The following is a 12,704-nucleotide window of genomic DNA, read 5'->3' as shown; positions in this document are numbered from 1 at the left end:
CATATACATGAGTAAGGAGGTGTGATGGAGCAGTTTACAATCGACAAGCAGCTGTCGCTTACGCCGATAAATGGTGGGACAGCTACAATCCAGCATTTCCGCGATTTGATGTGGATTGTACTAATTATATATCGCAATGTCTTCTTGCAGGCGGTGGACCGATGTGGGGATCGCCAAACCGATCGAAGGGATGGTGGCTAAGAGGAGGTAATTGGAGCTTTAGTTGGAGTACACCGCATGCATTGCGGTGGTATTTAGAAACTTCAAAGAAGGGACTGATGGGAAAGCGAGTTTCATCTGCCTATGACTTAGAACTTGGAGATATTATTTTTTACGATTTCCAAGATGATGGACGAATAGATCATTCTGTCATTGTTACAAGTATTCAAGATGGTGAACCTCTAGTAAATGCCCACACATCCAATAGCTTTCATCGACCATGGGAATATTTAGACTCAACTGCTTATACACCGAATATGAAATACTACTTTTTTCACATAGAAGATGTTATATTACCAATATAATAAATTACCCGACCTATTCAATGGATAATAGGTCGGGTTTGCTGTGTTTTCAAAAAAGTAGAATGATATAATATTGATTTTATTATTATCTTTTTGATTTCCATGCTTTTTCTTGATAGGACTCGATAATGTCAAAGCGATGTTTGTAAACAATGATTAGAATAATAAGGACGATTGGCCACGCAATTGGTAAACATCCGCTGTAAATAATCGATCCTATATAACATACATAACCAATAAGCATACTTAGTGTTGCGCTTTTCAGGAAAGGAATTGGAATTAAAAATCCAACGACAAAAGCTAAAAATAATAGAGGATTAAAAGCAAGTGTAACTCCGACAAACGTTGCAATACCTTTACCACCTTTGCCTTTTAACCAAAAAGGAAATAAATGCCCGATAATGACAAGGGCACCAGCAACTGCAATTGAAAATTCTGTTTCGTTCAGCAAGTAGCCAAGTAGAACAATGAGTAACCCTTTGCTCCCATCACCAATTGAAGTTAGGAAAAATGCAGATTTACCAATAACTGCACCGGCATTTCTAGCACCTAAATTCCCACTACGATGCTCACGTAAATCGATATTTCGCCATTTACCAACCCACCATGCAGTCATGAATGTACCGACGAAGTAACTCACTAGCCAATAACAAATCGTCAAATAAGACATACAAAATCCTCCAGACTCTTTTTTATAGTATGTAGGAAAAATAACTATGAAAACAACCCTTTTTTAACCGATTATCAAATATTTGGAGGAGTACAATTGAGAAAGATAAGTGCATTACTACTTTTTGTATTCATCCTCAGTGGCTGTACATTAGTCAATTATGAAACTAATTCCCAACTCAAATACGGCTTATTAGTACTCAATCATACAGATATTGCAGAGAGTTCTGTCATTCCATTACGAGGTGAATGGTTATTTTTTACTCATGAACTACTATCTAATAGAGAAATTGAGAAGAGGATGAAAAAATCAAATGTTGATAAAGAATATTTACCAAGCACTTGGAATGTCCCTTTAAGGAATATAAAAGACTATGCAACATTTGCTCTCTATTTGAAGATTCCTAAAGAGCAGATTGGTCATACATTTGCGCTTTCTACTCGTTTCCAATCAAGCGCCTATACTCTGTTTGTCGATGGTATACCCATCTCATCGAGCGGTTCAGTTGGTACTTCAAAAGATACATCAGCTCCTGCAATGACACCTAGAATTGGCTATTTTGTTCCTAACTCTGATAAGATTTTAGTCGTTTTGCAGGTATCTAATTTTGAAGACATTGTTGGTGGACCAAGTGAAGAGATTTTATTTGGGCAAGCAGATGCTATAGTCAATTATCATTCAGATAGACAAGCAGCTCTGTTATTTATAAATGGTAGTATAATAATTATAGGGGTATACCATATAATTGTATTTTTATATAGGAAAGCCGAACGATCTTTCCTTTACTTTGGCTTATTGAGTCTATTCATAGCGGTGCGTTCACTTTTCGTAGGGCCAATGCTTTTACAAATGCAGTTCTCACATTTGTCTTGGTTTTTACTAAAGCGAATTGAACACACATTAATCTACGGTTCAGTCCTTACATATATAGCCTTTATTTCGCAGCTATTTCCAAGAGAAGCGGGGAAGAAGACAGTTTATATAGTTATGGCAATAATCTTGCCGCTATTAATGCTAACTTGGGTGACACCACCGAGCTTTTTTAAACCTCTATTCTTTGATGTTTTTTCCCTTGCTTTTATACTTATGATTTTCATAACAATTATATTAGTGAAGGCTTTTGTTAACAAAAGACCTACTGCTCTAATGAACTTAATAGCAAATTTATTGTTTTTTATAACGGTGGTGAACGATTATTTATTTGCAAAGGGGTTAATAGATACACTCATGCTGTCAATTTACGGATTTTTCTTCTACGTCATTTTGCAGGCATTTAATTTAAGTCGCAATTACGCAAGGAATTTCTATGAATCTGAATTACTTGGCAAGGAATTAATGAAGTTAAATACATCACTTGATAAAAAGATTCATGAAAGAACATATGAACTACAGGTGAAAAATGAGCGATTGAAGCAACTGACTGAATTAGATGGTTTAACAGGCATTAATAATCGGCGCTATTTTGAAGACCGACTACCAATATGTTTCCGAGAAAGTTACAAAGATAAGTGGCCGCTAACTTTACTAATGATTGATATTGATGAATTCAAAAAATATAACGATACATATGGACATCTAAAAGGTGACGATCTTATTTGCCAGACGGTGAATATAATGAAGGATGTTATGGGTAACCAAGGCGTAATTTCTCGTTATGGTGGAGAAGAATTCGCAATTGTTATTCGAGAAATGGGTGAGGTGGAGGCAAGGGTACTTGCTGAGAAAATACGCAGTTCAGTTGAAAATGCTAAATTCGAACATAAAGGTAGAAGTGATTTACAATTTGCGACCATTAGCATCGGAGGCACTACGACATTTATGCATTCATTTGAATCAGTAGGTGATTTTATCGAAGCAGCAGACCAAGCACTTTATCAGTCGAAAAATAACGGTCGCAATCAAACAAATTTTTTATAATAAAAATGATAGGGATTTCTTTCATCATTTTTTGTTTTTTTTTAGGAATATGGTATGGTGGATAGTGATGCATACATAACTCGTATGATGAAACTTACTGCCAAATTGTAAAGATTTGCAGAGTAGGAGTGATAGAAATGAAGGAACAATCATTAACAGTAATAGAGGCAATTACACAACGCCGTTCCATTAAAATGTTCAATGGTCAGCCAATTGATCGCGAAGATTTAATGTCGATAATTGACGATGCAGTATGGGCACCTAATCACGGCAACCGTCAACCTTGGCGATTAGTAGTGGCATGTGGTCCTGAGTTAGAACCATTAAAAGACCTTATTCGTGATTTTGCCGTACCAAATTGGAAAGAGCTTTCTGAAGATGAGCTTCAAAGTAAGATGAGTAAATTCTCATTACCGGGTGCTTATGCATTTGTAGTCGTTCCTGAAGATGCACGACAAAAAGAACGCTTAGAAGACTACGCTGCGGCAAGTAACTTCATACAAAATATGCAACTACTTGCATGGGATAAAGGAATCGGTGCATGCTGGAAAACTCCTGCATGGCTAGATAATCCAAAATTCCGTGAACCAATGGGTGTAAAACCAGGTGAACGCATTATCAGTATGTTACAATTCGGCTACTACGACCTTGTACCAAAAGAAAAGCCACGTAAATCAGCAAGTGAAATTGTAACGATTTTTGGCGAATAGAATTATATACTAACCATATTCCTTCTAGGGTATTAGAAATCCCGCATGCGTTAACTAAACGTATGCGGGATTTCTTTGATAGTCGTAGTGTATAGGTTAAAAGAGAGCATGAGTGAATCAAAAGAGTAGGTGAGTAGGTTAAATGAGGGCCTGTGTAGTGCAAAAGAAGAGATGAGTAGGTTAAATGTGAGCTCAAGCAATGCAAAATAGAAGTTCGAGTAGTACCAATTAAGCACTAAATCTTCGATTAAATCAGTTTGGCACATAAAAAACGCTCCTATTTTAAAAGGAGCGGATTAATATAATTTTTTATTTATAGGGCATCCTTATCAACTGCTGCTACTTCGTAGTAGTAGTCACTGATAACACGGAGTCCTTTGTCATAGTTTTCTAAATGGAAGTGTTCGTTTGGTGCATGGAAGTTTTCGCTTGAAAGTCCGAAGCCCATTAAGATTACTGGAGTTCCTAGAATTTCATCAAATGCTGCGACGATGGGAATTGAACCGCCACCACGAATATATGCTGTTGGTGTGTTATATATTTTTTCATAAGAACGTCCAGCAGCTTGGATTAGTGGATGATTCATTGGTGTAATGAATGGTTTACCTTTATCGAAATCAGTAACTGTAATTTCAACACCAGTTGGCTTGTGTGCTGCGATATGTGCTCGTAGCTTTTCTACAATTTCTTCTGGATCTTGATTAGGAACAAGGCGACATGTTATTTTTGCACCAGCTTCTGCAGGTAAAACTGTTTTAATACCTTCGCCAGAGAAACCACCGAAAACTCCGTTTACTTCTAGTGTTGGGCGCGCCCATGTATGTTCAAGATAAGTGTAGCCCTTTTCACCGAATAATTCTTTCACACCAATTTCCTCTTTAATACCTTCTTCGTCAAAATTTAAAGCGCGAAATGCTGCACGTTCTTCGTCCGTAAGAGGAAGAACATTGTCATAAAAACCATCTACTGTAATAGTGCCATGTTCGTCATGGAAGGATGCCAAAATATCAGCTAAGGAATGTATTGGATTTTGTACACCGCCTCCATAAAGTCCTGAATGAAGGTCACCTTTAGCTCCGCGAATATCTATTTGTACGCCTGTTAAACCACGTAAAGCATAGCAAACAGCAGGTTTCCCAGGTGCGTAAAGACCTGTATCTGAAATTAAAACTAAATCTGCAGCTAGATAGTCTTTATGTTCCTCGACGAATGCAGGTAAGTTTTTACTACCAATTTCTTCTTCACCTTCGATTAAAAATTTCACGTTAACAGGTAGCTCACCTTTTATTTGCATTAAAGCTTCAATGACTTTAATATGCATGAATACTTGACCTTTATCGTCACTTGAACCACGTGCATATAAAATATTGTCGCGAATCTCAGGCTTAAACGGCTCACTATCCCATAAGTTTAAAGGATCAACAGGTTGTACATCATAGTGACCATATACTAAAATAGTTGGTTTGCCTTCAGCGTGTAACCAATCTGCAGTAACAGCGGGGTGGCCACCAGTTTCATTGATTGTGATGTTTTCTAATCCGACTTTTTTCATAGCATCGCCTAAAAAAGCAGCAGCAGTTTTCATATCTTCTTTATGTTCAGATAAAGAACTGATACTTGGAATAGATAAAAACTGCTTTAGTTCTTCCAAATGTTCCTCACGTTTGGTAGTGAAATATTGGTCTATAATATTCATAATTATCCCCCATTTCAAAATATTCGATAATATAATAATTATAGCATATCCCTTAAATTAATTAGAAAGGTACACATGAAAAGCGGTGGATTATCAATAATATGGTATATTATCTATATGAAAATGTACTGAATTCGTTTATTAACAGGAGGAAGTTTAGTTGGAGTTTATAGGTTTAATCATATGTTTGGTGGCGTCATTTTTCTTTTCAGGCAGTGAAACAGCGTTAACAGCTATTAATAGGATGAAGGTCCAGTTGCGTGCTGAACAAGGAGATCGCATGTCTGAAAAACTGTTTTTGCTCATTTCGCATCCGGACCGCATGATTACAACAATTTTAATCGGGAATAATATAGCGAATATACTACTGCCAACATTCTTAACTATCATCGCACTTCGACATGGTTGGCAGCTTTCGGTAGCTACTACAATTTTGACAGTTATTATCATTATATTTGGAGAAGTTCTTCCAAAAACAATTGCTGTAACATTTGCGGATAAAATTGCTTACATGGTCGCTCCAATAATTGCATTGCTAGTACAAATTTTGCGCCCAATTACATGGATTATCCAAAGGTTTACCAATATCTTTATCCAAATCATTTCAAATGGGGCAGTGAAAGAAGCCATACTAACAAAAGAAGAGCTTCGATCGATGGTAGACATTGCTTCTACAGAAGGCACATTTGCTTTTGAAGAATCAGAGCGACTTAAAGGTGTTATGGATTTTCCAGATAAAGATGTATCTGATGTTCTCGGTACACACAGAACAGAGGTTATTGGGCTTTCAATCCATTCAACATTTGAAGAGGTGCGCGATACAATTTTGGAATATTCGTTTACTCGTTATCCGGTTTATGATGAAAGCATGGATGATGTTGTCGGCATGTTCTATTCGAAGAAATTTATTGAATGGACATTAGACCCATCTAAAACGCTTGATGATTTTATAGATCGTGAACCATTATTTGTAGTTTCGAATATCAATGTAGAGAAAGTATTTAAATTAATGCTGGCTAAGAAAAAGCATTTAGCTATAGTTCTTGATGAATATGGCGGGACACTTGGGATTATTTCACATGAAGATATAATAGAAGAAATGATTGGACAAGAAATCGAGGATGAATCAGATGAGGAAGAGGAGTCACTCATTTATGAATTGACTGAAACTAAACTTGTTTGTCATGGTCGTCTTGAAATTGTCGAGGCAAATCGAGTTTTTGAAGTAGATATTCCACAACTACACGATACATTAGGTGGGTTTGTTTTGGAACAATGCGTTCATGTTCCAGAAGAAAATGAATCATTCAATTATGAAAATTTGCATGTCGTTGTAAATGAAATGGATGATAATCGAATCGTAAAATTAACGATTACAAAGAAGCCAGTCGAACTTGATAAAGAGGACGAATAATTGAAAATGAATAAAATCCTATCCAGTAAATTGGGTAGGATTTTTCTTTTGTAATGTAAACTGCCATTTTAGAGTGTTGATAAATCAACGTTTTAAAAACTAGATTACATGACTTATCTGCTAACCTTACATGAATGTAATAAAATTGAAAGAGAATCCGATAGAGTGAAAGGTTTGTTTTTGCGACAATAGGTTTAACAAAGCAAGACGCGAATCGGAGGTAATGAAAATGAATACAAAAACAAAAACAAATACAACACTTGAAACAGTTTATGAGGAATATAATCGTTATATATATCATTTATGTCTAAAACTGACTCGCAATAAAGCAGAGGCAGAGGACTTAATGCAAGAAGTTTGGGTAAAAGTTGTACGTTATGAATCTTATGTAGCTGACGTAGATCATGTCAAAGCTTGGTTAACTACAATTTGTATGAACACTTTCCGCGACCGTTATCGCAAAAATGTTCGTCGTAGTAAATACATGATGAACCAACCTGATACTTTAGACGTTCCTGTACTAGATTTAGTTCCCAATAATGAATTATCTACTGAGGAAGTTATTGAGCAAGATGCAATCGCTCAAATTGTCCAAGATAAAATTGGTAAACTAGATACTATATATCGTACGACATTAGTATATTTCTATGTAAATCAATACTCACTTGTTGAGATTGCAGAATTAATGAATGTTTCAATCGGTACTGTTAAATCTCGTTTATTCCGTGCGAAACAACGTCTAAAAGAAATGATGATGGCCGATCAATCTTCAGTTGAGGCAATCATGCCTGCTTAATCTATAGTTTGTCCGTTAATCAAAAGTCGGGCAATCTATACAGAGATCGCCGCCTTGAAAAACGGAAAATATATAAGAAGATAGCTACCCATATGTGGGTAGCTATTTTTGGATGGTAGGAAGTATTATATTCCAACTATAAGTTTTGACCATGATTTTGCCCAAAATAAAACCGCTAACACAATAATTTCATGTTAGCGGTTGTTATGAACCAAATAAGCATTTAGAGAAAATCTTACGGAGCGTATGAATTTCTTCTTCGCTGAGCATGCCAAACATTTTTTCGATAATTTCATTTACATGGTGATGTGCCGTTAACAAGAGTTCTCTACCAGTATCTGTAATCTCAAGTTGAGATGCACGACGATCTGTTTCATTTTGGGTCTTTTTAACAAGGTCGGCTTTTATTAGCTTGCTAGTTAGAACAGTTACTCCACCTGTTGTCACTTGAAGTTTTTCAGCGATAGCCGAAGGACGTTTTGGACCTTCGTTATTTAGAAGATCTAGTATTAAAATATGCGTTTTAGAAAAGCCCAGACTGTTCTGGCTATTCCATTCATTTGCCCATTTGCGCTCTAAAGAAGCAACTACTTCAAATAATGAAGAAATGCTTTCTCTTCTAGCATCATTCATATTACTCATCTCCAAAATGTTTCATTCAGCCTTCTAGTGAAAGGCGTTGCATTTCATAAAGCTCATAAGCACGCACTTTGCGTGGGATGAAACGACGAATATCCATATCATTATAGCCAACTTGTAGGCGTTTTTCATCGACCAAAATTGGGCTACGTAGCATTTTTGGATGATCTTTTACAATATCATATAGTTCTTGAATAGAAAGTTGATTAATATCGCAATTTAAGTTTTTGAAGTCTTTAGAGTTTGTAGAAATAATTTCGTCTGTACCATCTTCAGTCATGCTTAAAATCAATTTGAATTCTGGCAATGTTAACTGATCAGAGGTAATTCTTTTTTCAGTGAAAGAAATGTTGTTTTCCTTTAGCCACTGTAAAGCCTTTTTTGATGATGTACAGCTCGTTTGAGTAAAAATTGTAACAGCCATCTATTTATCCCGCTTTCTCTACTGATTATTATACTTATATCTTACGAGTAAGATATATATAAGTCAATGGTTTTTATATGAAAAACAAGTTAAATTAACGTCTAAAGCAGAAAATTTGAATTTTCGACAAAAATAGTAGCTGTAAAATAAAAAAATCCACTGTACTAATTATGCCCAGTGGATTTTGAAAGTATGAGTTATTTAGTGAACATCTTTTTTCTTAAAGTTTCCGCCTTGAATTTCAGTCATATTACTGAAAGCAAGGAATGCAGATGGATCAACGTCTTCTACAATATTTTTTAACTTAGCTTCTTCTAAACGGCTGATAACACAGAAAATCACTTGTTTATCATCTTTTGAATATCCGCCTTGTCCATTTAGGTACGTAATACCGCGACCTAAGCGAGACATAATTTGATCTCCAATTTCATCCGCTTCATCACTAATAATCCAGATAGATTTCGTTTGATTCAAGCCTTCGGAAACAAGGTCAATTGTTTTGAATGCGATGAAATATGAAATAAGCGAATACATAGCACGATCAAAACCGAATACGAAGCCTGCACTACCTAAAATAAATAAGTTCATGAATAAAATAATTTGTCCTACAGAGAAGGGCAATTTTTTATTGAACAGAATGGCTAATGTTTCACTACCATCCAAGCAACCGCCAGCTCTAATTGCAATACCAACACCGATACCTAGTAATATACCGCCTAGAACCGTAGCTAATAGAGTATCATTTGTGAATGCTGATGAATTATGCATAAATGAAGTCGCTATTGATAAAACGACGATACCATAAGCGACTGAAAAGGCAAATGTACGGCCAATTTGTTTATAGCCTAAATATAGAAATGGTAAGTTAAAGAGGAATAGGAATAATCCTAGTGAAAGATTTGTAAGGTGAGAGGCCATAATGGCAATACCAGTGACGCCACCATCAATCAAGTTGTTTGGAATGAGTACCATTTCCAGCCCAACAGCCATGATAAGTGCTCCTAGTGTTAAAAAGAAAAGTTTGACTGCATATTTCTTAAGTTTATTTTTTTTCCTTTGTACTATTTTAGCTTTCTTGTCTGAATCCATAAAAAACACCTTCCTTATAATAATTTTCACACGATATGTGGCTGATTTCAAGCGATAACTACGAAGTCATGGTAAATGTATAGGATTTGAAAAAACTCCGCAAAAGCGGAGTTTTAGTTTTTAGAGAAATATTAAACTTCAGGCGCTAGCGGCTCGGGTCGTTTCAGTCGGGCGCTCAAAGTCAAAAAGCGACTTTGGCTTCCGCCTTTCAACGACCTCGCAGCTGAACGAGCGCCTTACTCATTTAATTATTGCTGTCCAGTTGAGAACCATTCTGCTACGTCCCATATTTTTGTTACTAGACCTTCGTAAAACTCAGGTTCGTGGCTGACTAGGATGATTGTGCCTTTGTATTCTTTCATAGCACGTTTTAGTTCTTCTTTTGCATGAACGTCTAAGTGGTTTGTCGGTTCATCGAATAGCATCCAGTTACTTTCATCCATCATTAATTTACAAATACGAACTTTTGCTTGTTCTCCACCACTAAGTTGATTTAACGGGCGAGAAATATGCTCGTTTTTCAAACCTGTCGATGCTAGGAGCGCACGTATTTGGCTTTGTTCCATGCTAGGGTATGCATTCCAAACGTCTTCAATCGGTGTGATGTTACCCGCTTTAACTTCTTGTTCAAAATAAGAAGGGAAGAGGAAGTCACCACGCGTTACTTTACCACCAAGAGGTTGGACTTTGCCAAGCATTGTTTTTAATAGTGTTGATTTACCAACACCATTCATACCAACAAGAGCAATTTTTTCACCACGTTCAATTTCGAAAGTAAGTGGTGGTAATAATGGCTTGTCCCTGTCGTAGCCAATTAATAGATTTTCAGCTTCTACTACGTAACGACCGGAGCTACGTGATTCTTTAAAGTTAAATTTTGGTTTTGCTGCTGTTTCTGGACGGTCAATACGTTCCATGCGATCCAATTGTTTCTGGCGTGATTTAGCTCGTCCAGTTGTAGAGTATCGTGCTTTATTTTTTGCGATAAATCCTTCTTGTTTTTTAATAAACTCTTGTTGTTTTTCATAAGCATCAATATGTTGACGTTTGTTAATTTCAGCTAGTTCTAAGAACTTTTCGTAAGTGGCAGTGTAGCGAGTTAGTTTTGAGAATTCTAATTGGAAAATAACATCGACAACGCCATTCATAAATTCTGTATCATGTGAAATTAAGAAGAATGCATGTGGATATCCTTTTAAATAATTTGAAAGCCAAGTAACATGCTCTTCATCCAAGTAGTTGGTAGGCTCATCAAGTAATAAAACTTTTGGCTTTTCTAAAAGAAGCTTCGCAAGTAATAATTTTGTACGTTGACCACCAGAAAGAGCTGTTACATCACGCTCAAGGCCAATTGCATCTAGACCAAGTCCACGAGCAACTTCTTCAATTTTCATATCTAAGGTATAAAAATCTCCAGCATCTAAAGCGTCTTGAATTTCAGCCATTTGTTCTAATAATTCTTCTAGCTCTTCAGGTGTTGCTTCAGCCATTTTGCCTGTAATTTCGTTCATCTCAGCTTCTTTTTGGTAGAGCGGTAAAAAAGCATCGCGTAAAGTTTCACGCATCGTTTTACCCGGTGTTAACACAGTATGCTGATCTAAGTAACCGTAATGTGTGTTCGGTAACCATTCGACTTTTCCTTGGTCATGGATTAGTTGTCCTGTGATGATACTCATTAATGTAGATTTTCCTACACCATTGGCTCCAACAAGACCAACATGTTCGCCTTCTACGATGCGGAACGATACATCTTTAAAAAGTGTACGGTCGCCGAATGTATGGCCAAGATTTTCAACTGTTAAAATACTCATTATTTTGTCCTCCATATAAAATACGACAGCTGCACTGTGTAAGTAAATATTCGTTTGCCAACATATAATTGTAAACGTGGCAAGTCGTATTTCTTGTTATAGTTAGTAGTTTGATTTGGGTCAACAGGGTGTTGATCATGCAAAAGTTGCGACAGGGTGTCGAGAACTTGGGGTGCCTTCCTTTGAAAGGCAGCTTTAGCATTAAGGTGTATCCAGCTTCAGGCGCTAGCTGCTCGGGTCGTTTCAGTCGGGCGCTCAAAGTCAAAGAGCGACTTTGGCTTCCGTCTTCCAACGACCTAGCAGCTGAACGAGCGCCATCAGCATATAGATAGATATCCAGCTTCAGCGGCCAGCCTCTCGAGGTCAATTCCACTTTCTCGGTCGAAAATTGAAAAGATATTTTCGATTCGAAAGTTCCAGTGCTTGTCGGGGCCAACAGGATGTTGGTCAGGTAGTCGTTGCCACAGGACGTGGCGAACTTAGGCTATCGTCCATTAAACAACCTCGCAGCTGAACCATCGCCATCAGCATTTGGGGATATCCAGCTTCAGGCGCTAGCTGCTCGGGCCGTTTCAGTCGGGCGCTCAAAGTCAAAGAGCGACTTTGGCTTCCGCCTTCCAACGACCTCACAGCTGAACGAGCGCCATCAGCATTTAGGCATATCCAGCTTCAGCGGCCAGCCCCTCGAGGTCACTTCAGTCTCTCGGTCAAAAGCTGAAGTGATGCTTTTGATTCGAGCCTTCCAGTGCTTGTCGGGGCTAAACGGGCCGCATCAGCATTTACAATAAAAAAAACCCGCAGTTATGACAACGCTGCGAGTTGTTTGTTCAATTCGGCTAGTTGTTGCTCCATGTCTTTTAGGCGTTGTTCGGCCTGCTCGACAGCTAATCCGTTCCCGATTGAATCGAGTTTTTCGATGTCACCTTGATGACGGATGTAGTCGCTTTTTAGTTCTAATATTTGGTATTCTATTTCGGCTTTAGTAGGCATGAAAATACTCCTTTAAATAGATTT

The 12,704-nt window shown here is 37.3% G+C and carries 11 protein-coding genes and 1 pseudogene; 5 read left to right on the top strand and 7 right to left on the bottom strand.

Annotated features, from left to right (window positions below; all coding sequences use genetic code 11):
• Window positions 1–32: 32 nt before the first annotated feature.
• Window positions 33–524: pseudogene (locus tag AC3IS5_RS18685) on the top strand (amidase domain-containing protein); the annotation flags it as partial.
• An 85-nt stretch (window positions 525–609) separates the two neighbouring features.
• Here the strand turns inward: AC3IS5_RS18685 and AC3IS5_RS18680 are convergent.
• A complete protein-coding gene (locus AC3IS5_RS18680) occupies window positions 610–1,194 on the bottom strand; it encodes a glycerol-3-phosphate acyltransferase (RefSeq protein ID WP_489425737.1) in 585 nt (194 codons plus the stop codon).
• A gap of 96 nt (window positions 1,195–1,290) precedes the next feature.
• On the opposite strand from AC3IS5_RS18680, the gene AC3IS5_RS18675 reads away from it, so the two are divergent.
• Both AC3IS5_RS18675 and AC3IS5_RS18670 read left to right on the top strand, forming a co-directional pair.
• Window positions 1,291–3,111 (top strand): sensor domain-containing diguanylate cyclase, encoded by a 1,821-nt coding sequence (locus tag AC3IS5_RS18675; protein ID WP_489425736.1) that lies wholly within the window; start codon window positions 1,291–1,293, stop codon window positions 3,109–3,111.
• Between the two features lie 137 nt (window positions 3,112–3,248).
• Entirely contained in the window at window positions 3,249–3,821 is a 573-nt protein-coding gene (locus AC3IS5_RS18670; protein WP_489425735.1) for a nitroreductase family protein, read from the top strand.
• 313 nt (window positions 3,822–4,134) lie between these two features.
• Here AC3IS5_RS18670 and AC3IS5_RS18665 read toward each other — a convergent pair whose 3' ends face one another.
• Window positions 4,135–5,517: a dipeptidase gene (locus AC3IS5_RS18665; protein ID WP_489425734.1), complete on the bottom strand. Its 1,383-nt coding sequence runs from the start codon at window positions 5,515–5,517 to the stop codon at window positions 4,135–4,137.
• Between the two features lie 160 nt (window positions 5,518–5,677).
• On the opposite strand from AC3IS5_RS18665, the gene AC3IS5_RS18660 reads away from it, so the two are divergent.
• Together AC3IS5_RS18660 and AC3IS5_RS18655 are read left to right on the top strand one after the other, a co-directional pair.
• Window positions 5,678–6,931, top strand: coding sequence for a hemolysin family protein (locus AC3IS5_RS18660; RefSeq protein ID WP_489425733.1), 1,254 nt, complete (start codon window positions 5,678–5,680; stop codon window positions 6,929–6,931).
• Between the two features lie 229 nt (window positions 6,932–7,160).
• Window positions 7,161–7,727, top strand: a complete 567-nt coding sequence (locus tag AC3IS5_RS18655) for an RNA polymerase sigma factor (protein ID WP_489425732.1) — start codon at window positions 7,161–7,163, stop codon at window positions 7,725–7,727.
• Between the two features lie 204 nt (window positions 7,728–7,931).
• On the opposite strand, the gene AC3IS5_RS18650 is transcribed toward AC3IS5_RS18655, so the two are convergent.
• The 5 genes from AC3IS5_RS18650 to AC3IS5_RS18630 all read right to left on the bottom strand — a co-directional run bounded on the left by AC3IS5_RS18650 (window position 7,932) and on the right by AC3IS5_RS18630 (window position 12,680).
• A complete protein-coding gene (locus AC3IS5_RS18650; protein WP_489427937.1) occupies window positions 7,932–8,369 on the bottom strand; it encodes a MarR family winged helix-turn-helix transcriptional regulator in 438 nt (145 codons plus the stop codon).
• 16 nt (window positions 8,370–8,385) lie between these two features.
• On the bottom strand, window positions 8,386–8,790 hold the full coding sequence (gene spx / locus AC3IS5_RS18645; protein ID WP_053417987.1) for a transcriptional regulator Spx: 405 nt from the start codon (window positions 8,788–8,790) through the stop codon (window positions 8,386–8,388).
• 201 nt (window positions 8,791–8,991) lie between these two features.
• A complete protein-coding gene (locus AC3IS5_RS18640) occupies window positions 8,992–9,879 on the bottom strand; it encodes a YitT family protein (protein ID WP_489425731.1) in 888 nt (295 codons plus the stop codon).
• Window positions 9,880–10,127: 248 nt separating this feature from the next.
• The gene (locus tag AC3IS5_RS18635) at window positions 10,128–11,690 is read right to left on the bottom strand and encodes an ABC-F family ATP-binding cassette domain-containing protein (RefSeq protein WP_489425730.1); all 1,563 of its coding nucleotides are present in this window, start codon (window positions 11,688–11,690) and stop codon (window positions 10,128–10,130) included.
• 801 nt (window positions 11,691–12,491) lie between these two features.
• The gene (locus tag AC3IS5_RS18630; protein WP_489425729.1) at window positions 12,492–12,680 is read right to left on the bottom strand and encodes an SE1832 family protein; all 189 of its coding nucleotides are present in this window, start codon (window positions 12,678–12,680) and stop codon (window positions 12,492–12,494) included.
• Between the last annotated feature and the right edge of the window lie 24 nt (window positions 12,681–12,704).

It is taken from the genome of Viridibacillus sp. KH_047 (genome assembly GCF_057838945.1).
This window is presented reverse-complemented; position numbering and strand designations above follow the sequence as displayed.